Consider the following 23,395-nt stretch of genomic DNA (forward strand, 5'->3'; position numbering starts at 1 on the left):
AATCGATTTAAAAGCCTTACATAGATGTTAATAAGACTGTTTACATTGACAGAGATATTATAAAGACCACTCTAGTGTATCCCCACTATATGTAGAATAAAGAGGGAAGGGGGCTAGCGTCTTAGAAATCGGTATTCTCCACTATAAAAAAATCCTTCGTGACGCTGTTTTTCGTAAATAAAATGAAGACCCTTTTTCTACTTTTTAATAATTTTTTGCGCCGAATTTAACTTGTACATTTGCATCCTCGTACTCTTCTTTTACCAGATAGATAATTTCATTTGCTTGATATTTAGATAATTCCTTTGCCACCACAGTAACGGAAACCTCTTCACCTTCTATTCTTACTAAAGCATCGGGAAAGCCTAATAATTTAATTTGCTTCTCAAGTATTGTTTCTGTAGATTCTTCTTTATTGAGAGTATCTATTTCAATAGAAGCGTTATTTTTTTCTTCAACAAAATATTCATCTGACGTTATTCTTTGCGTTAACTTTTGGCGAAGTTGATTTCTTTCGTTACTAACTTGAAGGCGAGTTTCTTCAAATAAAGAGCTAGGAGAAGATACTTCTTTCGTCACATTCTGTATTGCTGCTCTTTGACCTGCATCTACAGACAAGGTAATATCCTCTTTTGATTGTTTTGTAGAATCCATCAAATAAAATACTGAAATAACCGCTATTAGAGTTAATAATGCAAGAAACCAAGACGATTTTTTTTGTAGGTGCATTCACTGTCCCCCATCCATAAATTTGGTTAAACACCACTAGGCATTTTTTCAATGATTAATAAATGAATAAAAAAGAAAATATATGAACACATGTAGCGGTATCGTTTATTATCAAATTATATGTAATAAAAATATTTTAATGGCAAGAAGTATGTAATTAAATAAGTGACTTATAAGCGGGTGTACAAACATCCGCTGAAATAGAGGAACTCAGTCTAAGAAGGCCACGTCCTGTGGAATTACTGAAATGACCGACATCGTGTCATTATCGAAATTAAGCTTTGCCTTCGCATTTAAAACAGGCGACGTGTACGAACGTATTGTTACATGTCCTGTTTGTGGCTACAGGGGAAAAATGCCTATTGTTAACGATTAAAAAAAGGGTACTAGAATATTTACAATTCAGTACCCTTTTTTGATTAATTTTTTCATTTAACTAAAAGAATAATAAGCCCAATAAAGAAAGGAGTAGAGATATTCCTAGAACTACCCCAACAACTTTCATATGTCTTTTCCGTCCCATTACAACAATTGCAACATACTCACGAACCATTGCATTGGGCCAATAATAAAATGCTGTTTTTGAGCCGATACCTTGGCTATTTAGACCAGCTTGTCTAGCGTATAGACCAGCACGGAAAAGATGGAAATTATTCGTTGTAAAGATGCTGTTGTGCGTACCATCTGGTTTTAAAGAATCCATAATTCGTTTCGAAAATAACAGATTTTGATATGTATTTACAGAACGATTTTCTTGCACAGTATACTCAATAGGAATTCCTTTTTCAACAGCGTATTTTTGCATCGCTTCCGCTTCGGGCAAATTTTCATCGGGACCTTGTCCTCCAGAGAAAATAATTGTTGGTGGTGTGGTAACCGCTGCTTGTTTCTGATAAAAATCAATAGCTTTATTAATTCTACTTGCAAGAAGTGGTGGTACTTTATCGTTAATTAAACCACTGCCTAGTACGATGATAAAATCTTGGTTATACTTTGGTTTATTAAACTGATAGAGGAAATATGCAGATAGAAAGTTTGATAAATGAATCAAGAAATAAAACATTATAAGCGATATTCCGCCAAACATAGGTTGAAATATATTAGATAACAAACTGGATGGACTAATAATAGGCATGACAATAAATAATAAAATAATAATAGCTACAATTAAAGTTAAGGAATTTGCTAAGCGTCTTCCTTCTCTTTTCATTAAAATTCTTGCATTAAGAAATAGGGCGAACATTAAAGCTACAATTCCAAAAGGTATAATAAAGAAAAGTGCAATTAAAGGAATAATAACTAAAAGCTTTATAATATTGTTTTCAGATGCTAAAGAAACAATCGTACAAAATAAAAGAAATGAACAGAAAAAAATATTAAATAAAAAGCCATTTACTATCTTTCTGGGATCTTTCAAGTAAGAATACAGAAAAATAAAAAATAGAATAAGCGGAATAATCCCAAAATACATAAAAACCCTACACCTCGCCTATATAGTATTGATCGTTTTATCTTTAAACTCCTATATATTAGCATAGATTTTTGAAATTACATCCTTTTTACGTAATCCTTACATAAACCTTAAAAAATATTGTTAATACACGTTATGGTGATGAGCTAAATTTTTGTGGGTTTGATAAAAAAATATTATAAAATTGAAATAAGGAAAAACAATTCACATATTCAAGGAGGGAACTATATTGATAATTATGGAAACAGAAAGGTTAGAATTACGAGAATTAAACGATGATGATATTTCTGTCCTTTATTCAATTTTTTCAGATGCTGAAACAATGAAATATTATCCGTCCCCATTTAATTTAGAACAAACTAAAAATTGGATCGAAAAAAATAAACAGAGATATCGAGAAGATGGTTACGGTTTATGGGCTGTATGTTTAAAAGAATCGAATGAATTAATTGGTGATTGTGGTCTCGTTAAACAAATAGTTGATGGAAAAACTGAAGTGGAAGTGGGCTACCATATTCATAAAAAATATTGGTCTAAAGGATATGCAACTGAAGCGGCAAAAGGTTGTGTGGAATATGGATTTTTACATTTAGGACAAGAAAAATTAATAAGTATTATTGACCCTAAAAATGGACCGTCAATTTGTGTGGCTGAAAAAAATAGTTTTATGAAAGAGAAGGAGTCGTTTATTTTTAATAAAATTCATCATATTTATGCAGTACAATTATTAGAAATCTAATTGGTAATCGAAATTTAGTATATAAGAATAAGTTGTAATTGTAAAAATAATGAGGATTAAGTGATTACAATTACAACTTTTTTAGATGGAAGTTCCTATCTGTTTTTCTTTCAACATAGTTAGTAGGAAACTCGGTAATCCTACAAAAGATCCTTTTTTAAATAGTAGTGTTTATAATCTCTTCCGACATTGTCCAATGTACCGTAGATTTGGTATCCGTGATTTTCATAAAAATCTAATGCTTGAAAACTTAGTGTATCTACCTTTATGAAATCACATTTGTTATTTAAAGCAATTTGTTCGATTTCTAATAATAATTTAGATCCATGGCCTAATCCACGAATATCCTCATCGATCATAAGTGTATGTATCTCTAACCAATTCCAACAAATTTCCCCCAATATACCTCCACGGATTTGATCATTTTCATCTGTAAGGAAGAGGTTGATTTCTTGATATCTGCCTCTTAAATCTTTTGGGAAATGTTTCAAATTGTATTCGTAAAGCTTATTATTAATAAAAGACCTTTTACGTTCATTTTGCTCTTGTGAGATTTTATATTGCATATATTTTTTCCTCCTCTTTTATATTGGGAAATTTCGTTTTTAATTATTAAATTTAAGTATATTACAAATGACCAGGTACTTTAAAAAATAAAGACCTGGTCATTTTGCAAATCATTCATTTATTTTCTCATTCTCTGGTTCTAAGTGAATAAGAATATTGGCTTGATGAAAGAGGTTATTAATCTTTTCTTCAATACGATCACATAAATTATGAACGGTTTCAATGCTTTCATTTGATGCTACGACTAAATGGAAATCGATGTATTCTTCAGCGCCAGAACGTCTAGTTCGAAAATCGTGATATTCGATGTATTCATCTTTAAATGATTCAATAATTTGGATAATTTGTTCTTCCTCTTCCTTTGATAATCGAGCATCCAACAATGGAGGAAATGCTTCTTTCATTAGTTTGAAAGCTTCCACCATAATAATACATGCTAATAGAATACCGATGATCGGGTCTAATATATACCAACCAGTTAAATGGACAATCAATAAACTCAAGGCAACACCCAATGATGTATAGACATCTGTAAGTAGGTGGAGTGCATTTGATTTCATGGCAACAGAGTTGGTATTCTTTGCAGTTCTATAAACTATCCTTGATACAACAAAATTTATCAAAGCGCCAAATAACATGACCAGTATTCCTAGAACTGGAAGTTTGATTGGTGTGGGAGTAATAATTTTATGAATACATTCATAAATAATCCAAATCCCAGCAACAAAAATTAAAAGTGTTTCAATTGTTCCTGAAATATTTTCAATCTTCCCGTGTCCGTAGGGATGCTCTTTATCAGCTGGTTTACCTGAGATTCGAACGGAGAAAAAGGCAATTAAAGAAGCGAGTAAGTCTAGAAAAGAATGGATTGCTTCAGATAAAATTGCTACTGATCCAGTGAACAATCCAACGATAATTTTTAAAATGACAACAGTAGAATTACTAATAACTGATAAAAATGCAATCTTCGATGAATTCATCATAAATCACCTCCTGATAAATATAGACTTATGATACCAAGTAAACTTTGAGTGGGTCTATAGCAACGTTTTTTCCTAAATCCTATTAAATACCTAGTGTGAAAAAAAGTTGCTTAAAGGAAAGAGTTTGATCATCATTAATAAAAAAGCGAGAGAAAAATAATGATTATATTATGTGTAGAGGCGATAAGTTTAATTTCTACTAAAATGGTGAATTTTATCCCAAAGAATATCAAGGATTTGATACCTGTATAGTTTTCCAATTGTTCATTTTTTGATATGAAAACTAGGTAATACTTGATGAAAAAGAAAAGGAATTGCTATCCATTTTCTACCTCCGATATAATAAAATAGCGGTACCTAATTTGGTAAGTAAAGAGGTGGATGGTGAAGTGGATTATATTCAAATTACTAGGAACAATATTGAACAGCAGCATATATGTTGTGCACTCGGTGCGAAGCAATACGAGGAAGCGGTAAAAGAAAAGAAAGAATGGCTAATGAAACGTATGGATGAAGGTTTAGTTTTTTATCGTTTAAATGCTCGGGCAAAGGTGTTTATTGAATATTTACCTGCAAAACAAGCTTGGGTTCCTATAGATGCACCGAATTATTTGTATATTAATTGCCTTTGGGTTTCAGGTAAATATAAAAATCAGAATCATGCTAGACAACTGTTTGAAAAGTGTAAGGAGGATGCACTAGCGCAAGGGATGGATGGCATCGTACATATAGTAGGGGAGAAAAAGCTCCCATTTCTAAGTGATAAGCGTTTTTTTGAACATTTGGGATTTAAAATTGTAGATCAAGCAGCACCTTATTTTCAGCTAGCTGTCTATAAATTTAACGATTGTGCCGATGATCCTTCCTTTAAACTGCAGGTGAAAAATCCTTTATCTAATAACAGTGGTATTGTGATATACTTCACTGCCCAATGTCCGTTTGCAGTAGGCGTTATAAATGATTTAAAAAAATTGGCAGAGAAAAGGGGCATTCCTTTTCATGCATATCAACTAATGACGAAAGATGAAGCACAGAATGCACCTATCATATGGACTACCTTTGGACTGTTTTACAATGGTGACTTTATGACACATGAAATCCTAAGTGCAAACAAGTTCGAAAAATTATTAAATACATTATGAAAAGGGGATTTATCTCCTTTTCAAGAACATTAAAATTAGAGCAAATAAACAAATACCAATAATAGAACCTAGAGTAAACGACCAAGAAAAATAATCGAAAAAGATGTATGCAATTAATAATGCCAGTATATAGCCGAGAGCAGTGCCCAGCAATTGTTTTTTGATATTCAACGATCCCACTCCTTACTGCGTGATAGTTAATATACTTATTTATATTTTATAGAAATATTAGGTAAATATCCATAGCAATCAAAATTAAAGGAAGGTGATATCAGTTTTGAAAATTAGCAAACAGTATGCAGAACATTATATATGGGGAGATCAATGTGATGGCTGGCATTTAGTGAAGAACAAAGATCTCAGTATTATTCATGAGTGTATGCCTGCTAAAACAGTTGAGGTTAATCATTATCACCATATGCACAACAATTTTTCTTTGTGCTATCTGGAACAGCAACAATCGATATCGACGGAGAACGAATTGTGTTACAAAAGAATGAAGGAATTGAAGTGCCGTCCCTTAAACCGCACCAGATTCGTAATGATTCAGGGGAAGAGGTAGAGTTTTTGGTCATTTCACAACCGAATAGTAGAGGCGATCGTATCCAACTTTGAACTACTCTCCACTTAGCCAAAGCTTGAAGTGGGGGATTCAGGAAATGATAAATATATCATTAGTTCATAAATTCATAAAAATTCCTTATACTGACGGTTGAATAAAAAAACTAATATTGTATATTTATACGAAAGTGATAAGGGGGATAGCTATGACGTACATAATAAGTGCAGCAAATCCAACGATTGAGGAATATATAGCTTTACATCAAACAACAGGCTGGAATGCTAAAGGGCTATATACGTATGATCAACTATATCAAGCAATTTCTAATAGTTGGTATAGCGCTTCTATTTATGATGGTATGACATTAATTGGCTATGGGAGAATTATTTCAGATGGCATTTATCAGACCTTTATTTGTGATGTGATGGTGCACCCTGATTATCAACGACAAGGGGTTGGCACAATAGTAATGAATGCTTTGTTGGAGCACTGTCAAAAAGAAAATATAAATTGGATTCAGCTTTCATGTGCAAAGGGCAAACAACCTTTCTATCAAAAACTTGGATTTACAGAACGTGATCCCGATGCTCCAGGAATGATGTTGTTTATCCCGCATTAACCGAAAGTAAATCTCCCTCCTCTAAATTGGCGAAAGCAAAGAAGTTAGGTGGGAGAAAAACTGCTCGTTAAAGTGCGATTGGTGAAGAGTAATAATCATTGGGGATGAATAAAAGCCCCTTAAAGTCTCACCTAATGAGCCGTTACAAAAAAGCTATTAATCAATCATAAAGGAGTTACATTTTTTGAAAGCAAAAAGCATTAAATTATATGAATTTGGAAGCCCACGGGAGGTTTTGAAGTTTGAAAATAAAACGATTCAACCTCCCCAAGAACAAGAAATTCTTGTTCGAATGCTAGCACGACCGATTAATCCTTCCGATTTAATACCAATCTGGGGGAAGTACGCTCATCGAATTTCTTTACCAACTATTCCTGGCTATGAAGGTGTAGGTATTGTAGAGGATGTAGGTCCGTGTGTTTCTCAGAATCTTATCGGAAAGCGTGTATTACCTTTACGAGGAGAAGGAACTTGGCAGGAAATTGTAAAAACAAGTGCAGAATTCGCAGTACCCATTCCAGATTCTATAGATGATTTTACCGCAGCGCAAATGTACATCAACCCAATGACAGCTTGGGTAACTTGTACTGACATATTACAATTGCAGCCAAATGATGTTTTATTAGTGAATGCTTGCGGGTCCGCAATTGGTCACATCTTTGCTCAGCTAGCAAAATTGTTAGGTTTTCGGTTAATCGCGGTTACGAGAAATAATAGACATACTGACGATTTAATTCAGCTTGGCGCTTCTTATGTAATAGATACCTCAATAGCACCGCTCTATGAGACAGTAATGGAACTGACTAATGGTAGGGGGGCTGATGCTGCTATTGATTCTATTGGAGGGACAGCAGGCAATAACCTTGCTTTCTGTCTGAAATCTGAAGGGAACTTTTTAGCTATTGGTCTTTTATCAGGTGTGCAAGTGAATTGGCAAAGTATCGTTAAAGAGGCAAATGTAAACGCAAATATGTTCCATTTACGTCATTGGAACAAGCAAGTTTCGATAGAAAGATGGCAAAATACATTTCATCACTTAATCAATCTAGTTAATAGTGGTACTTTAAAAATGATGGCAGTGGATGCTCATTATGATTTGTTAGACATTAAAAAGGCGATAACGGCCGTTGAATCATCTAAAACCACTAAAGGAAAGATCTTTTTAACTTCTTTCAGCAAATGTTTTTTGTAGCGTCAGCTACAGAAGTCTACCACCTCTATAGGTGATTCGCTGCTGTCGCTACGTTAGCACTGCGCTTTCGCACAAAAAACATCTGCCGCTGCCGCTACGCTTTCGCGCAAAAAAGACCTGCAGGCCTAAGCACAAAGCCGATTCCGGACGCAATTATGTCGAGGCATAATTGATCAAGTTATTAATATGAACGAAGGGCAATTTATTTTACCCTTCGTTTTTTAGGGTTCTAATTCTAATGCGCTATTCTTCGGTGCGCTTGTTTCTAAAATAAATCTGTTGATAAATATCGCAGACCAGTATCGGGTAGGATAACGACAATCCGTTTTCCTTTGTTCTCTGGGCGTTTTGCAAGGGCTGTGGCGGCAAATAAAGCAGCGCCTGATGAAGTACCTACTAATAGACCATCTGATTTCGCAACTGCGCGTGCAGCCCCATAAGCCTGTGCAGTTTCTACCTCGAGTACTTCATCAATTATTTCTAAATGAACATTCGACGGTACACGAGCCTCGTCAGCATCGGAGAAGCGGTGAACACCTGTGATTTCAATGATATCAGGATTATCAACTGTTGCAATGGAATTAACAGCAGGCTCCACACCAATGATCTGGATATCTGGATTTTTAGATTTTAAGTATGCACCAGCACCACTTATCGTACCACCTGTACCAATTGCCGCTACAAAAATATCAATATGTCCGTCTGTATCCTCCCAAATTTCAGGGCCAGTGGTTAACTTATGAATATTTGGGTTGGCATCATTATCAAGCTGATTTAAAAATACAACATTTTCTTCTTGTTCAATGACTGTTTCTCGAAATACTTTAATCGTTTCAACAAAGTCACCCTCTGTTTCCTCAAAGGCAGCTACCATTTCTGGGACATCTGAAAAAGGTACAACCTCCGTTCCATATGCCTTAACTGCCTTTGTACGCTCTTCACTTACACCATCCTGCATGTAAATTCGAAGCTTATAGCCTTTTGCAGCTGCAATTGCTGCTAGACCAATACCAGTATTGCCACTGGTTGTTTCGATTATCGTTTTATCCTTTGTCAATACACCACGAGCTTCAGCATCCTCAATCATCGCTTTAGCAACACGGTCCTTCACACTATTAGCAGGATTAAAATACTCTAGTTTTACGATAATTTCTGCTTCCAGTTGATGCTCTTTTACATACTGGTTTAATGCTAAAAGTGGTGTATGACCGATTAATTCTGTAATAGATTGTTTAATCTTATTAGTTACAATTTGACCCATCTCAATCAACCCCTTATCTTTTGCCTACTTAACAAACTTGTTTTATAGGAATTGATGGAATCGTATCACGATAAATCCTTATAAGCAATAAAATTCCAGATAGAAAGATTGAATATAGTAATAGAAAAAAATAATTAATTAAATTTGCTAATACAACGTCCTTCTTTTATGAATAGGTAACATGTAAGTGCACTATATACATGTCATGATCTATCTATTCATAATGCAAGGACTGGATCATTCCATCTGTTCAAATTGTAAATATTTTCGCAGGAGAATGTCTGAATAAGCCTAATGGATAGAAGGTAAATTGATAATTCGGTAAGTTGTAATAACTCCGAGAGTAGTTATTATTCACTTTCGTATGTATAATGGGAGTCTATGTTAGGTAATTATCTTTCAGAAATAGTAAAAATAATTGAACATAAATGAGGCTTAATGATGAGTAAAAAAAGGTTTAAAGATTATGAATTAAGTAATGAAATAATAATGGCACTGGATAGCTTAGGATATGAACAACCAACAGAAGTTCAGAGTAAGGTCATTCCGTTAGCATTAGCAAAAACAGATCTTGTTGTAAAATCACAAACAGGTAGTGGGAAAACTGCATCTTACGGGATTCCAATTTGCGAAGCCATTGATTGGCTAGAAAACAAACCGCAAGCCTTAGTGTTAACTCCGACAAGGGAGCTTGCTGTTCAAGTAAAAGAGGATTTTACGAATATTGGCAGACTGAAGCGCATTAAAGCAACAGCGGTTTATGGAAAACAGCCGATTGCCATTCAAAAAACAGAGCTAAAGCAAAAAACACATATTGTTGTTGGTACGCCGGGACGCATGTTAGATCATATTGAAAGAGGCACGCTTGTCTTAGACAAAATACGTTATCTTGTCATTGATGAGGCGGACGAAATGTTGAATATGGGGTTCATAGAACAAGTCGAAGCCATTATTAAACAAGTGCCTCAAAATCGTGTGACGATGTTATTTTCAGCTACGTTGCCAGAGAAGGTAAAAGACTTAGCTCTTAAATATATGAAAACACCTACTGATGTAGAAATTCAAGCTACGGGATTAACAACAGATAAAATTGATCATTCCCTTTACGTAGTGGATGAAGAACTAAAACTATCCCTGCTGCGCAAAGTTACGATTGTTGAAAATCCAGATAGCTGTATCATTTTTTGCCGCACAAAGGATAGAGTCGATACGTTATGTGAGCAGTTAATCAATTTCGGATATAGCTGCGATAAAATTCATGGCGGTATGATACAGGATGTACGACTTGAAGTGATGAATGATTTTAAAAGAGGCGATTTTAGATATTTAGTTGCCACAGACGTAGCGGCTCGAGGGATTGATATTGATAATATCACACATGTCATTAACTATGATTTGCCATTAGAAAAAGAAAGTTACGTCCATCGTACGGGAAGAACTGGACGAGCAGGTTTAAAAGGGAAAGCAATTACGCTTGTAACGCCGTTTGAAGATCGTTTTTTAAGTGAAATTGAAGACTATATTGGTTTTAAAATTCCAAATAAAGTAGTGCCAACTGAAGAAGATGCTTTAAAAAAGAAAGCAGCTTTTGAAGCGAAAATGGATATTGAACCAACCTTGAAAAAGGCGAAAAGTGAAAAGCTGAACGAGCAAATCATGAAGCTATATTTTAATGGTGGTAAAAAAAAGAAGCTAAGAGCTGTAGATTTCGTCGGGACGATTGCCAAAATTGATGGTGTAACAGTCGATGATATAGGCATTATTACCATTACAGATGCTTTTACTTATGTAGAAATATTAAATGATAAAGGCCCGATTGTTTTAAAAAACATGAAGAAAACAACAATCAAAGGTAAGTTATTGAAAGTATATGAAGCCAATAAGTAGTAAGCGGTAAGCTTTGATAGAGTTGAGGGTCAAGTGGAAAAGGTGCTTGCCTTTATATTGAAGTTAGTATAAAAAAACAGCCAGTTCGCGGTATTTCACCGGGGACTGGCTGTTTATTTTGTTGAATATTAATTGGACGCAGAATCTCGAAGTATATACTTTTTACAATAAGTACTTAAATCCAATTTAACCTAATTGATGTAAAGTTTTATGTTTTTTAAAAAAATCATCTTGAAAATGGCTCTACACCAAAATCTGTTCTTGAATCAGTATATATTGATAACAAAACATGGTACGGAGGGCGGTGACTTCAGCGGGAAAAGCGTGAGAGCTGAGACCAACTGATGATGAAATCAGGGCAACACGCATATTCTTACGATTTTTGATTATTCGATAAAGAAACAACCGACAGTAAAATTCAACTTTCGTTAGACATGATGAACCAACTGCCACTATTAAAACAGCCGACGTATTTATTGTGCGATAGCTGGTATACATCACGTACGATCATTGAAGCCGCACTCTCAAAAGGCACGCATGTCATCGGCGCACTCAAAACGAACCGTATTTTGTATCCACAAGGCATCTGTATTCAAGCCAAACAATTCGCAACGCATATCAAAAAAGACGACACCGATCTCGTGACGATTGGTGGGAAAGTGTATCGCTATGAAGGTGCCTTAAATGATATTGAATACGGTGTCGTACTTCTATGTTGGCATCAAGCGGCATCGATAGAGCCAAAGAATATGCGCTGTTTTTTGATTAGAACAGTTAAAGGTTTTCTTTCAATCTATTTTGTTATTCATTTTGTAATCAGAATAAAAGGAGATAAGTGACAGCACAAGTAGGATTAGCGGAAGAAAGAAGAAGCCTGCATCATATTTCACTGAATGTTCCATTTTTAAACCAAATAAATAAATGAATAAAGTAAAAGAAAAACATAAAGCAATCGTTCCAGCTATGGTTTTCATTTAAATCTTCCTTTCTAATTTTTCTCGCAGTAGCGGCTCCAACCTCCTATCTTTTCAGTCATATTTCCTAACTTTCTTCAAAAAAGTTCCCCGATAACCCGATCTTTTAAAAGCTTATTCTAAGGCAATTATACGTCAGAGGATGACCTATTCACATTGAATTGTTTAACTTCTTTCAGAAGAAGTCACCCACCTCTATAGGTGGTGAGATGAATGTGGTTTTATGTCACTTTTCAGTGGGTGTCCAAACACTTGCTGAAATAGAGGAACTCAGACTAAGAACGCCACGTCCTGTGGCAATGACTGAGTGACCAACATCGTGTTGGCCTAAAGCCTCCGGCGGATGTCACGGAATCGGAAATAATACCAATGAACTAAACCTAAAGTAATCTTTAAAGTGCATGAAAATATGTATATTTGGAGGAATTTACTTTAAATTTGCTAAATAATGATATTTTGGAATAATATTTGTTAAAATGTAACTCTTGTATATAAGTTGGTTAGAGTGAAAATTGGATGATTACTTGAGATCAGCGTTAAAAATAAGTTATTAATTTAGCTTGATGTTGTTTAGGAGATGAAAGTATGAAAGAGGCAATTTCTTCAGTTTGTATAACAGCTGAAACAAAAATTAAAATGATGAAGCAAAAGCCTGCTAATTATTTATTGTTAGCTATTTTTGGCGGACTTTTTATCGGATTTGGTATTTTGCTCATCGTTACTATTGGCGGCTTATTCAGTCCAGCTGGGGTACCGAGTATGAAGGTCGTACAAGGATTAGCATTCGGTGTGGCACTTAGCATGGTCATGATGGCTGGAGCAAATTTATTTACTGGTGATAATCTAGTTTTAACGGTTAGTACACTATCAAAAAAATCATCACCATTAGAGATGTTAGGCATTTGGACGTTTAGTTACATAGGAAATTTCTTTGGTTCGCTTTTAGCAGCCACATTATTTTTTTACTCGGGGCTAGCAGTGGTAGACACAGCAGCTTACATTGAAAAACTGGCTACAGCTAAGATGAATGCTAGTTTCGTTGAACTTTTATGTCGAGGTATTTTATGTAATTTGCTAGTATGCTTGGGAGTATGGTGTACCTATAAATTAAAAACAGAGACGGCAAAATTAGCGATGATTTTTTGCTGTATTTTCCCTTTTGTCACAATTGGATTTGAGCATAGTATAGCAAATATGACATTGTTTTCCCTTGCTCTCTTAATACCTCATGGTGAACTCGTATCGTTTGCTGGAGCCATTTCAAATTTATTACCTGTTACACTAGGTAATATTATTGGGGGAGCGGTTATTGGTTTTGTCTATTGGGTAAATGGCAGAGAATAATAATTCACTAGATATTGTAATCAGTATCATTTCCTTGGTTGGAGGTAATGGCAATTTAAAAAGTGATTGTAAGGTCTCTTTACATATACAAACGATTTAAAGCCTTGCGATTAAATTAACGGATGAATACTTGACAAACCTCATCTATTAATATTTTGACTTTGGAATAAATGATAGATAGAATGACAGGTAGAGTTGCTTATGTAACTCTACCTTTTTTATTTATGTCAATGTAATTAATGCTGTGAAATTAATAGATAATGGAATGAATATAAAAGAGGGGAGGAAGTCAAAAATGGAACCAGAGGTAAACCAACATACGATTCTTCAAGCAATTTTAGAGCTTTCGAAGCAAATGCAAGACATGAAATCAGATCTTCAGCAACAAGTTGAAGCGGTCGAAAAGAGATTAGAAGCGAAAATCGAAGCGGTCGAAAAAAGATTGGATGAAAAAATTGAAGCAGTGGAAACAAGATTAGAAAAAGTTGAACAAAATTTAAGTAGAAAAATTGATCTTGTAGATGCAAAATTTGAAATATTATCACTGGATTTATTAACGACAAAAGCTGAAGTATCTATGCTTAAACAAGTAAGATAGTAGCAATTATATCTTGGCATAATTGCCGCTGTCGCTTCGCTTTCGCGCAGATAAACAATGCTTCAGGGGTTGGCTCTGTGTTAGCACAAAGAGTAGCTTAAACCAACATTCATCTCACCATATAGTAGAAGTAGGAGATTCCTAAATTGGCTTACCGTATCCCTTAAGGTTACGGTATTTTTTTGTGTTATAATAAATGTCACGAAGGAGTGAAAACATTGTTAAAAACAGAGGTATTTGAACAATTAAAACAGGCAATGAGAGAAAAGGATGTATTAGCCAAAGGTGTATTAACGCTTTTGAAATCTGCCCTAGATTTAGCTGAAAAAGAAAAGGGAGCAGCTTTATCGTCTGAAGAGGAAATGGCTATTATAAATCGTGAAGTGAAGCAAACAAATCAGGCTTTAGAGGGTGCTCAAAATGCAGGGCGAGCTGACTTAATTGAAAAAGAGGAAGCGAAATTAGCACTATTAAAATCATTTTTACCGAAGCAATTAACTGAAGAAGAAATTGCAGAAAAACTTGTGGTAGCTGGCGTTGTAAAAGGGATGAACATGGGGGAAGCTATGAAAATAGCAAAACCTTTGTTAACTGGTCAGGCTGAAGGCGCTGTTATTTCAAAAGTTGTGAAGGGTCTAATTTAATGTCGTTAGAAACAAACCTCCTACTCAAGTCTCAAGTAGTAGGAGGTTGCTTTTTGAGCTCCCACATTATTTTGTTCCATGATAGTATCACTATTGCCAGAAAATGAAAACGCCTATATACTAGTTGTTAACCACTGGTCAATAAGGAGGGCAATATGTCGCCACGTAAGCCGTCAACAAAAGATTTGACGAAAGAAATGATTATAAATGAAGCTCGTAAGCAATTTATCATGAAGGATTTTCACCAAGTATCAATGCGTAGTATTGCTAAAGAGCTTGGTTGTAGTCATGGGGCTATTTACTATCATTTTAAAAATAAAGCAGAAATATTTTATGCAATTTTAGGTGATTATTTTTCTGAGTTAAATAATACTTTAGATGAAAAAGTGAACGGTCCTGAAGATCATAACACTAAACTGCTAAATGTTTTTGTAGGTTATATGGCGTTTGGTTTAAATAATCAAAGCCAGTATGAATTAATGTTTATGATGAGGGATAGTGAAATTGACGGGCTTTCACAAGAGGCAGCGAATTTTAGTTATGAAAAATTTGCACAATCTGTACAGTCTTTATCAAAGACAGAGCTGTTAAATTCAGATATATATTCTACATTCATTGCTCTTCATGGATTTGTTGCACATTATCGTCATTATGTAAAAAATTATGAGGAAGCGAAAGATGCAGTGGATGTACATGCAAAATTTCTTATCAAGGCTTTAACATATAGAGAATAGCTCTAGTAAAAAATCTAGAGCTCTCTTTTAAAAGTTATTTGACCAGTGGTTAATTAATGAAGGGGGAATTAAGTTTGGAAACAGCATTAGTTATTGGGGCATCTGGTGGTATGGGTTATGCTCTAGTAAATGAACTAGTAAGTCGAAATATACAGGTGAAGGCATTTGCTAGAAATAAAGAAAAGTTAGTTGCACTTTTTCAGCATCACAAAAATGTCGAAATTATGTCGGGTGATGTATTTAATGAACAGGAAATAATGAGAGCTTCAAAAGGTGTGGATATTATTTTTCATGCTATTAGTTTTCCGTATCAGGATTGGGAAAAGCTGCATATGCAATGCTTAGATATGGTGATTAACATAGCCGAAAGGCGTGGAGCGAAAATTGCACTTGTAGATAATATTTATGCATATGGAAGACAATCAACAAACCCTGTAATAGAGCAAGCTAGAAAGGAACCACATACAAAAAAAGGGAAAATTCGTTTAACGATGGAAAATAAATTAAAAAACAGTAATGTACCCTCGCTAATTGTACATTTCCCTGATTTGTACGGACCGAATGCTGAGAATACAATATTCTATGAAACGTTAAAAAATGTAGCACAAGGTAAAAAAGCTAATTTTGTAGGAAATATGCAGGTGAGAAGGGAATTCCTTTATACAGTTGATGGTGCAAAGGCTATGGTTGAGCTTGCTTTACGAGACGACACATATAATCAGAATTGGAACGTGCCAGCCGTACATCCAATTGCAGGGGAAGAACTAGTAAAAATTTTACGTGAAATTACAGGCTACAAAAAAGGCATTCGTACAGTTTCTAAAGGGATGATCCGACTTATCGGAATATTTACGCCTTCTATGAAAGAAGTGGTTGAAATGTTGTATTTAACAGAAGAACCGGTCATTTTAAGTGGGGAAAAATACGAAAAGGGAATAGGCGCTTTACCACGTACTTCATATAGAGTAGGGCTAGAAGAAACAATTACATGGATGAACAAGAGAGCATAAAAATTGGAGAATCTTTAACTTATTTCAGCAGACATCCGCTGAAATAGAGGAACTCAGTCTAAGAACGCCACGTCCTGTGGCAACGACTGAGTGACCAACATCACGTTGGCCTAAAGCCTCCGGCGGATGTCACGGGAATTGGAAAGGAGTTCTTAGAGGATGTTAGCCTAAAATCATCGCATCCATGCGATAACGGCTAACTGACCTGCATCGGTGCCGCTGCCGCTACGCTTTCGCGCAAAAAACATCTGCAGGCCTAAGCACAAAGCCGATTCCGGACGCAATTATGCCGAGGCATAATTGATTAGTCAATAAAAAAATCCGCATAAACTTCTGTTGGTAGAAACTTACCTACAAAAAGTATAGCGGATTTTTGTTATTAGTTTTTCTTATAGCTGAAATTTTTGTATGATATTACGAAGTTGCTGTGCCATCTCAGCTAAATTATTTGAAGACGCAGTAATTTCCTCAATACTAGCTGATTGTTCTTCAGAAGCAGCAGCCACATTTTGAATGTTTCCAGATGATTGAACGGCTATTACACCAACTGTCTCTACAGAAATGGCAATGCTGCTAACCCCATCGTTAATATTTGAAATGATATTATTGACATAATCCATTTCTTGAGTTAGTGAAGTAACATGCGAATATATTTCTTTAAAAGCTTCACCTGATTCATTAAAGGTAGTAGAGCTTTCTGCAAGATTACTACTACTAATTTCCATAGATTTTACAGCTTGCACAGACTCTTCTTTAATTGTTTCAATACGTGTTCGAATACTATTCGTCGCTGCTAAAGATTGGTCTGCAAGTTTACGCACTTCTTCAGCTACAACTGCAAAGCCTTTACCATGCTCACCAGCACGTGCTGCTTCAATAGATGCATTTAAAGCGAGTAAATTTGTTTGATCCGTAATCTCATTAATTAAGGTTACAATGTCGCCGATCTCATTTGAGTATGTGCTTAAACGTTTCACAACTTCCGAAGTCTCTTGAATAGCATTAGATGTTATGGCCATCTTTTCTGTAGCACTTTGAATCGTTGTATTGCCTTTTTCTGAAATAGAAGATGCACTAGATGCTTTAGCAGTGACATCATTAACGCTCGATACAACTTCTGACATTTTTGTGGAGATTGTCGTAATATGATTTTCTACTTCTTCAATAGAGGAAGTTTGTTTTTCTGATCCTGAAGCTACTTCTTGCATTGAAGATGTAATTTGTTGAATAGATGCACTTGTTTGCTCAGAGCCTGCCGATAACTCTTCAGACATAGCAGCTACTTGCTCAGCATTCTCAGCAATTTGCTGAATAAGAGAGCGTAAATCTGCTGTCATATTTTCAATGCCTGAAGAGAGCTGTGCAATTTCATTAGAACCCTTTATTTGAAGTGGTTCAACAGCTAATTCTCCTTGTGCCACCTTACCAACATAGCTAGTCATATTTTTAATTGGTTTTATAATGCCTTTGCTAATGATATAAGCCACAATAATACCGAAAATCAAAAACATCACGGTCATGATAATACAAATCCAAAGAGTCTCTGTTTGAAGTTTAGAAATGAAGGAAGCGTCCATATCTAAACCAAAAAGAATATCAGTATCTTTAAATGGTATAAAAATCGATTTATGAATACCGTATTCATCTTTATAAATATCACTAGATTGAATGGTTCCAGTATTTAGCGCTTCATTCATGTCCTGACTAAAAACATAGTCCTCTTGATAATCGTCTTTATTACTTAATGCCACAATATGTTCTTTGCCATTTGCACGTGAAAGAACGTAAGCATTTTCAATGTTATACTCTTTAAGTGTATCATTTAATTCATTTAATATTTCATCATATTTATCCTTATCGCCATCATCTGCAGCTTTGACGTCATTTTTGTCTATATCACCAAAAATTGTATGAGATATAACCTCTAATGATGACTCAAATTGTGTAATAACATTATTATCGATAATCCGATAAGATGTAACAAATAATACGATACTAAATATTACTGAAATAATAGCAATTGGAATAGTAAAACTCGCAATATATTTATAGAGTAAAGAGCTCTTAAATTTTTTGACTATACTCAACTTTAGCAGCCTCCAATACTTTTACCTTTTGTTGTAAGAAATGAACCATATCACTAATATGTTCTGTCTCTGTATAAGGAGAAATTGAGAAGAATTTTGCAGCTGCGACTGGAATTTGTTGTGTTGTATCGCTAGTGCTGACAGTGCAAACACGTGTCGTATCACCGAAAAATACTTCATCTCGACCTTCTCCTATAATTTCAAATAAAGAAGCGTTAAGGCCATTAATATATTCAATCTGATCTTGTGTATAGCTACCTGACTGTTCAGATTTCCAATTAAAGCCTTCAGGATACAAACGAAAGGCTGTAACTGGTCCAATATTAGACTCATTGACTACTTGTAACATTGGAGTCTTCTCAGCTAACTGCGCACGGAACGCTAAATTTACACGCACATAATTTGCTAATATTTGTTGATAGCCTTCTTTACCAAACGCCTGTAAGGCAGCATAAATAGCAATTGAACTACCCATACGAGAGCACTCTAATGTATAGCCTGTATGATAAGAACCATAGCCTCGATTGCCAACATAAGGTGTGTCGAAGTCCTCAATGTCTAATAACTGTAGGTGTTTTCCTTCTTTTATTAAGAATAAGCTTGTTAAATACGGTGTTTGACCAAGCTTTTGGAAGTCGAAGCAAAGGCTATCTGCAATAGGTAGATATTGCATACGTTCTTTAATTTGTTCTAGTGCTTGTAAAACATCATTCTCTAACTGAAGTGGATTTGCCTTAAAATCATAATCGTTGAAAAATGCGTAAAAACCACCTAACGCTGAATCAGCGTGAATATGTATAGGTTTTAAGGAATGTTTTTGTTCAAGGTCAGTTGTAACTTTTTTGATTGCTTGTACATCATCAATGGCAAATTGATCTGTTGCGCCTGTTGTAGCAACTACATACACTGGAATACCACCATTTTCGATAACTTCCGTCATACGCACGCGTAAGTCTTCGATATCCATTGAATGGTCTTTTCCAGCTTTAATACGAATTAAATGCTTGCTACCGATGCCGACTGCTTCAATTGATTTTAATAAGCTGTAATGAGCATTTTCTGAAGCGAAGCAATATAAATTATTTGGTACGCCATCTTCCTTTGCGTTAGGGAATTGTTTAGCGACCGCAAGACGTAGCCCACTGAAAACAGCTCCTTGTCCACCCCAAGTTGTGTAACCAAAGCTTTGTGTATAGTCGTAGCCAACTAACTTCGACATCATTGCTACTACCTTTACCTCACATTCTGCAGCAGCTGGTCCGTATACATCCCATAAATTGTTACCATTAAGAAGAGCATTCGTAAATTGACCTAATATACCGGGAATGCTAGCCATTGGTAAAACATTTGTGACAAAGTTGCGTGTATGGTAAGGATGACCTTGCATCAATTGTGTTAAATCATTCACAACCTGATCAAGTCCGACACCTGAAGTTGGTACTTGATTTTCTTGCATTAACTCTTTATAGAAATTGTCAGAGCGCTCTTTCATTGGTCCAAGAGTTGTTGTTTTTGGATTTTTTAACTCATCTAATGATGAAACAATTTTCTCTAATAGGGATAAAAAATTCTCCCTTTGTTCGATATTTCCATCTTCACTTTGGAATAATTGCTGGATTTTTTTCATATTCATCTTCCTTTGTAGTTCGTTTTTCCTCTATTTTTTTATTTCATAAAAATAGGTCGTTTTACTAAAATAATAATAACATATTATAACAGAAAATGAATTTATATTTTACCAGAAAATTAATTTTGACATTTCTAAATAGTCCAACTCATTTCAGGGCAAAATAATTAGAAAAAATATTGTAGTAGATTATTTTTGTAAATGTTGATTTTAAAGGGTTTTCGAGACTCTTTTTTTATGAATTAATGCAAAGTTAGTGACGGGGAAGTGCTATGAGGAGGCGAAACTTTTTATGGAAATACTATGCAAATAATAATTTCGATTTAATTAAAAAGTGTGAATCTTTTAATACTTTGTGACTATTAATGGGGAGATATATAAATATTGATCTACGTTTAGTCAAAAAAGAATCTGCAAAGGAATTTTCTTTTTCAGCATAAACACTCCTAACAAATACCGATAATTTTTTCAATGATAAACCATACTAATTGGGAGGTGAAAAAATGTATAAATTGTTATCGCATAATGATTTAGATGGAATTGGTTGCGGAATTTTAGCCAAACTTGCCTTTCAAGATCAAGTGAAGGTAAGGTACAATTCGATTTCATCGCTGGATCGCGAAATTGAGTATTTTTTAGACACTAACGAACAAGGTACATTTTTATTTATTACAGACTTATCGCCAAACGAGGAAAATGAAAAGAGATTAAATGATTATTATACCGCAACTGGCAATGTTCAACTTCTTGATCATCATAAAACAGCTTATCATTTGAATGATTATGAATGGGGTAAAGTGTTAATAGAGGATGAAGATGGATATTTAACGTCGGCGACGTCCTTATTTTATCAGTACCTTGTTTCACATGGATTTTTAGAACAAACAACTTCCGTCACAGAATTTGTAGAATTAGTGAGACAGTATGATACATGGGAATGGGAAAAGAATGATAATCAACAAGCACGTCGGCTAAATACTCTCTTTTTTTTAGTATCAATCGATGAATTTGAAGAAAAAATGCTTGAACGTTTAAAGACAAGCGAACACTTTGATTTTGATGAATTTGAAAAGAAAATTTTGGCTATGGAAGAAGAGAAAATAGAACGTTACATTCGCCGAAAAAAAAGGGAGCTAGTACAAACGTCGATAGGAGAATACTTTACAGGTATAGTGTATGCAGAATCTTATCATTCAGAGCTTGGTAATGAATTGGGGAAAGAAAATGTACACCTAGATTTTATAGCTATATTAAATATGGGTGGTAAAAGAATTTCCTTTCGTACGATTCACGATCACATAGATGTTTCGGCTATTGCAGCAGAATTCGGAGGGGGAGGGCATCAAAAAGCAGCTGGTTGCTCTTTAACAGATGAAGCTTATGAGCAGTATGTGACCCAAACATTTCATATAGCTCCAATACCAGAGGACGCAAAACGAAATCGCTATAATTTAAGGTTTTCTTCTTTTGGGACAATGTATAAAAACCTTAAGGAAGAATTTTTCCTCCTATATTCAATAAGTGATTTTGATTGGATAATCGAAAAGAATAAACTTCCGTTAGATCAAATTTTTACAAGTTTTTATGAAGCGGAATGGTTTTTAAAAAGAAATTATCAATCATGGTTAGTGAAAGATGAGTTGTTTGTAGATTATTTAATGGAAGAGGCCAAAAAGGCTCGTCATCAAGAGTAAGGGGTATAGCTCTTCGGCAAAAAGAGGGGTTGATTTCCGTTCCGACTGGGTGCTTTGTTGTTGCTGTCGCTACGCTTTCGCACAGAGCAAAGCTTCCTGGGGGCGTCCGATGAGCCGCTTCGCTTCGCTGCAGGGTCTCGGGCCAACAGATGTTTTTTGCGCGAAAGCGTAGTGCTAACGTAGCGGCAGCAGCAGGATGTTGGTCACGAAGGCATTATCACAGGATGTGATGCTCTTAGCCTTCGTTCCTCTATCGCTGATCCCCAAGGAGTCACCCAGTCTCCACTCCAATCAACCACTTCACATAGCATATATCTTCAGGCATGAGAAATCACTAATTTAATGCGCTGCAACAATCACAAATATTATCTTGATCATTTTGTTCTTCAAGTTTTGCAACAACATTAAAGGAATATAAATTATTCCTTTAGATACATATTGAAATCAGCCAAACCAAGACATCGTTAGAGGTTATATAATGCTCAACTGAAAACTACAATAAATAAAAAGCATTTATCTTCATTCAGCAAAATGTTTTTGTAGCGGAAGCGAAGCGACAGTTACAGAAGACTTCCACCTCTGAAGGTGGTGAGATGCAAGGCGAAATTGATGCAGATAAACTTTCTTAAAATGAGGTGTACATATGTCCAATGATATGCTTCTTGTTGAGAGTCAGCCTAAAGAAAATCGAGGGAGGAAAATATGGTTTATTGTAGTATTGCTTTTATTGGTAGTTACTTGTGTAATTGTTTATTATTTTTTGTTTAAGAAGGATCTGAATTTTGAAACCTACAAAACAGTTGTCGATAAAACTACTGAAAATAGTCTCGGACGTTTAACGTTAAATGAAATAATAATTGACGATAACCAAATATTATTGAATGCTACTTTTAAGCCAGTAAAGGGAATAAATTTCGACCATCAAATTTTTTTCTTTCCACAGGTTTTTGTGAATGGAAATGAGTTCACAGTTAGAAATGGAGGACAGACAATCCAACAATCCGATAAAACCTATACAATCTATAGTAGTGTGAAATTAAGTGAACTACCAGAGGATAAAATATTAAATTTAGATATTCGTTATAACGACTGGAACGGGGAAAAAAAGATTGACGAGCCGTGGGAATTTCAAGTGGAAGCTTCACAAAAGCAATTACAAGATGATAGAAAGGTTTTCCCTGTTGAGAAAAAAATACAGCTGTTAGATGATCAGGAAATAACAATAGAAAAGGTTGTTTCTACTCCAATATCAACAACGATTTACTTTTATTCAGAGAAAAGTTTATTAAATGAAGCGATACATTTTAAAATTCAATCAGCATCAGGGGAAAATTGGCACTTTAACTCCGCTTATCCTTTAAATGAAGATTATACGAAATGGGGTGTCCGTCTCGATGCATTATATTTAACGGGAAAGAGTTATGAGCTAATTCCGGTTGCTGCTAATGGAAGTGAACTTGGTTCTGCTATTAAAATTGGAGATAAATAAAGAAACCTGATTTTTATAGTAAAAATTTTACAATATCTTAAA

General features: G+C 34.9%; 21 protein-coding genes and 1 pseudogene. 14 read left to right on the forward strand and 8 right to left on the reverse strand.

Annotated elements, in window-relative coordinates; all coding sequences use genetic code 11:
* Positions 1–204: 204 nt before the first annotated feature.
* Complete coding sequence (locus ABH968_RS01905) at positions 205–729, reverse strand: SpoIIIAH-like family protein (protein WP_370042036.1); 525 nt, start codon at positions 727–729, stop codon at positions 205–207.
* Between the two features lie 436 nt (positions 730–1,165).
* Entirely contained in the window at positions 1,166–2,200 is a 1,035-nt protein-coding gene (locus ABH968_RS01910; RefSeq protein WP_370042038.1) for a YdcF family protein, read from the reverse strand.
* A 229-nt stretch (positions 2,201–2,429) separates the two neighbouring features.
* On the opposite strand from ABH968_RS01910, the gene ABH968_RS01915 reads away from it, so the two are divergent.
* The gene (locus ABH968_RS01915) at positions 2,430–2,939 is read left to right on the forward strand and encodes a GNAT family N-acetyltransferase (RefSeq protein ID WP_370042039.1); all 510 of its coding nucleotides are present in this window, start codon (positions 2,430–2,432) and stop codon (positions 2,937–2,939) included.
* Between the two features lie 140 nt (positions 2,940–3,079).
* Here the strand turns inward: ABH968_RS01915 and ABH968_RS01920 are convergent, their stop codons facing one another.
* Together ABH968_RS01920 and ABH968_RS01925 are read right to left on the reverse strand one after the other, a co-directional pair.
* Positions 3,080–3,505 (reverse strand): GNAT family N-acetyltransferase, encoded by a 426-nt coding sequence (locus tag ABH968_RS01920; protein ID WP_370042041.1) that lies wholly within the window; start codon positions 3,503–3,505, stop codon positions 3,080–3,082.
* A gap of 111 nt (positions 3,506–3,616) precedes the next feature.
* Positions 3,617–4,489, reverse strand: a complete 873-nt coding sequence (locus ABH968_RS01925) for a cation diffusion facilitator family transporter (protein WP_370042043.1) — start codon at positions 4,487–4,489, stop codon at positions 3,617–3,619.
* A gap of 389 nt (positions 4,490–4,878) precedes the next feature.
* On the opposite strand from ABH968_RS01925, the gene ABH968_RS01930 reads away from it, so the two are divergent.
* Complete coding sequence (locus tag ABH968_RS01930) at positions 4,879–5,631, forward strand: GNAT family N-acetyltransferase (RefSeq protein ID WP_370042044.1); 753 nt, start codon at positions 4,879–4,881, stop codon at positions 5,629–5,631.
* Positions 5,632–5,640: 9 nt separating this feature from the next.
* On the opposite strand, the gene ABH968_RS01935 is transcribed toward ABH968_RS01930, so the two are convergent.
* A complete protein-coding gene (locus ABH968_RS01935) occupies positions 5,641–5,802 on the reverse strand; it encodes a hypothetical protein (protein ID WP_370042046.1) in 162 nt (53 codons plus the stop codon).
* Positions 5,803–5,908: 106 nt separating this feature from the next.
* On the opposite strand from ABH968_RS01935, the pseudogene ABH968_RS01940 reads away from it, so the two are divergent.
* The 3 genes and pseudogenes from ABH968_RS01940 to ABH968_RS01950 all read left to right on the forward strand — a co-directional run bounded on the left by ABH968_RS01940 (position 5,909) and on the right by ABH968_RS01950 (position 8,004).
* Positions 5,909–6,246: pseudogene (locus tag ABH968_RS01940) on the forward strand (cupin domain-containing protein).
* 152 nt (positions 6,247–6,398) lie between these two features.
* A complete protein-coding gene (locus ABH968_RS01945) occupies positions 6,399–6,812 on the forward strand; it encodes a GNAT family N-acetyltransferase (protein ID WP_370042048.1) in 414 nt (137 codons plus the stop codon).
* Positions 6,813–6,996: 184 nt separating this feature from the next.
* Entirely contained in the window at positions 6,997–8,004 is a 1,008-nt protein-coding gene (locus ABH968_RS01950; RefSeq protein ID WP_370042049.1) for a zinc-dependent alcohol dehydrogenase family protein, read from the forward strand.
* 265 nt (positions 8,005–8,269) lie between these two features.
* On the opposite strand, the gene ABH968_RS01955 is transcribed toward ABH968_RS01950, so the two are convergent.
* Positions 8,270–9,265, reverse strand: coding sequence for a PLP-dependent cysteine synthase family protein (locus ABH968_RS01955; protein ID WP_370042050.1), 996 nt, complete (start codon positions 9,263–9,265; stop codon positions 8,270–8,272).
* Positions 9,266–9,706: 441 nt separating this feature from the next.
* On the opposite strand from ABH968_RS01955, the gene ABH968_RS01960 reads away from it, so the two are divergent.
* The 7 genes from ABH968_RS01960 to ABH968_RS01990 all read left to right on the forward strand — a co-directional run bounded on the left by ABH968_RS01960 (position 9,707) and on the right by ABH968_RS01990 (position 16,456).
* Entirely contained in the window at positions 9,707–11,152 is a 1,446-nt protein-coding gene (locus tag ABH968_RS01960) for a DEAD/DEAH box helicase (protein ID WP_370042052.1), read from the forward strand.
* A 434-nt stretch (positions 11,153–11,586) separates the two neighbouring features.
* Positions 11,587–11,991 (forward strand): hypothetical protein, encoded by a 405-nt coding sequence (locus ABH968_RS01965; protein WP_370042054.1) that lies wholly within the window; start codon positions 11,587–11,589, stop codon positions 11,989–11,991.
* A gap of 720 nt (positions 11,992–12,711) precedes the next feature.
* Positions 12,712–13,470, forward strand: a complete 759-nt coding sequence (locus tag ABH968_RS01970) for a formate/nitrite transporter family protein (protein ID WP_370042056.1) — start codon at positions 12,712–12,714, stop codon at positions 13,468–13,470.
* Between the two features lie 295 nt (positions 13,471–13,765).
* Positions 13,766–14,068, forward strand: coding sequence for a hypothetical protein (locus ABH968_RS01975; protein WP_370042058.1), 303 nt, complete (start codon positions 13,766–13,768; stop codon positions 14,066–14,068).
* A gap of 218 nt (positions 14,069–14,286) precedes the next feature.
* Complete coding sequence (locus ABH968_RS01980) at positions 14,287–14,712, forward strand: GatB/YqeY domain-containing protein (protein ID WP_370042060.1); 426 nt, start codon at positions 14,287–14,289, stop codon at positions 14,710–14,712.
* A gap of 155 nt (positions 14,713–14,867) precedes the next feature.
* Positions 14,868–15,446: a TetR/AcrR family transcriptional regulator gene (locus ABH968_RS01985; protein ID WP_370042062.1), complete on the forward strand. Its 579-nt coding sequence runs from the start codon at positions 14,868–14,870 to the stop codon at positions 15,444–15,446.
* Between the two features lie 74 nt (positions 15,447–15,520).
* Complete coding sequence (locus tag ABH968_RS01990; RefSeq protein WP_370042064.1) at positions 15,521–16,456, forward strand: SDR family NAD(P)-dependent oxidoreductase; 936 nt, start codon at positions 15,521–15,523, stop codon at positions 16,454–16,456.
* 389 nt (positions 16,457–16,845) lie between these two features.
* On the opposite strand, the gene ABH968_RS01995 is transcribed toward ABH968_RS01990, so the two are convergent.
* Positions 16,846–18,543, reverse strand: coding sequence for a methyl-accepting chemotaxis protein (locus ABH968_RS01995; RefSeq protein ID WP_370042066.1), 1,698 nt, complete (start codon positions 18,541–18,543; stop codon positions 16,846–16,848).
* Positions 18,521–20,170 carry a pyridoxal phosphate-dependent decarboxylase family protein gene (locus ABH968_RS02000; RefSeq protein ID WP_370042068.1) on the reverse strand — a complete coding sequence of 550 codons (1,650 nt, stop codon included), beginning with the start codon at positions 20,168–20,170 and terminating at the stop codon, positions 18,521–18,523. Before ABH968_RS02000 ends, ABH968_RS01995 begins: the two co-directional genes overlap by 23 nt.
* 503 nt (positions 20,171–20,673) lie before the next feature.
* Between ABH968_RS02000 and ABH968_RS02005 the strand changes: the two genes are divergently transcribed.
* Positions 20,674–21,864, forward strand: a complete 1,191-nt coding sequence (locus ABH968_RS02005) for a DHH family phosphoesterase (RefSeq protein WP_370042070.1) — start codon at positions 20,674–20,676, stop codon at positions 21,862–21,864.
* A 643-nt stretch (positions 21,865–22,507) separates the two neighbouring features.
* A complete protein-coding gene (locus ABH968_RS02010; RefSeq protein ID WP_370042072.1) occupies positions 22,508–23,353 on the forward strand; it encodes a DUF5643 domain-containing protein in 846 nt (281 codons plus the stop codon).
* The last annotated feature ends 42 nt before the right edge of the window (positions 23,354–23,395 follow it).

The sequence above is a fragment of the Lysinibacillus sp. RC79 genome, assembly GCF_041262405.1.
In the GTDB taxonomy this organism is placed as follows: Bacteria; Bacillota; Bacilli; order Bacillales_A; family Planococcaceae; genus Lysinibacillus.

Bases quoted from the DNA above. Each gene is read 5' to 3' on its own strand.
- ABH968_RS01970 (WP_370042056.1), top strand. From the start codon at position 12,712: ATGAAAGAGGCAATTTCTTCAGTTTGTATAACAGCTGAAACAAAAATT.
- ABH968_RS01960 (WP_370042052.1), top strand. From the start codon at position 9,707: ATGAGTAAAAAAAGGTTTAAAGATTATGAATTAAGTAATGAAATAATA.
- ABH968_RS02000 (WP_370042068.1), bottom strand. From the start codon at position 20,170: ATGAAAAAAATCCAGCAATTATTCCAAAGTGAAGATGGAAATATCGAA.
- ABH968_RS01955 (WP_370042050.1), bottom strand. From the start codon at position 9,265: ATGGGTCAAATTGTAACTAATAAGATTAAACAATCTATTACAGAATTA.
- ABH968_RS01920 (WP_370042041.1), bottom strand. From the start codon at position 3,505: ATGCAATATAAAATCTCACAAGAGCAAAATGAACGTAAAAGGTCTTTT.
- ABH968_RS01925 (WP_370042043.1), bottom strand. From the start codon at position 4,489: ATGATGAATTCATCGAAGATTGCATTTTTATCAGTTATTAGTAATTCT.
- ABH968_RS01945 (WP_370042048.1), top strand. From the start codon at position 6,399: ATGACGTACATAATAAGTGCAGCAAATCCAACGATTGAGGAATATATA.
- ABH968_RS01905 (WP_370042036.1), bottom strand. From the start codon at position 729: ATGCACCTACAAAAAAAATCGTCTTGGTTTCTTGCATTATTAACTCTA.
- ABH968_RS01975 (WP_370042058.1), top strand. From the start codon at position 13,766: ATGGAACCAGAGGTAAACCAACATACGATTCTTCAAGCAATTTTAGAG.
- ABH968_RS01965 (WP_370042054.1), top strand. From the start codon at position 11,587: ATGATGAACCAACTGCCACTATTAAAACAGCCGACGTATTTATTGTGC.
- ABH968_RS02005 (WP_370042070.1), top strand. From the start codon at position 20,674: ATGTATAAATTGTTATCGCATAATGATTTAGATGGAATTGGTTGCGGA.
- ABH968_RS01985 (WP_370042062.1), top strand. From the start codon at position 14,868: ATGTCGCCACGTAAGCCGTCAACAAAAGATTTGACGAAAGAAATGATT.
- ABH968_RS01910 (WP_370042038.1), bottom strand. From the start codon at position 2,200: ATGTATTTTGGGATTATTCCGCTTATTCTATTTTTTATTTTTCTGTAT.
- ABH968_RS02010 (WP_370042072.1), top strand. From the start codon at position 22,508: ATGTCCAATGATATGCTTCTTGTTGAGAGTCAGCCTAAAGAAAATCGA.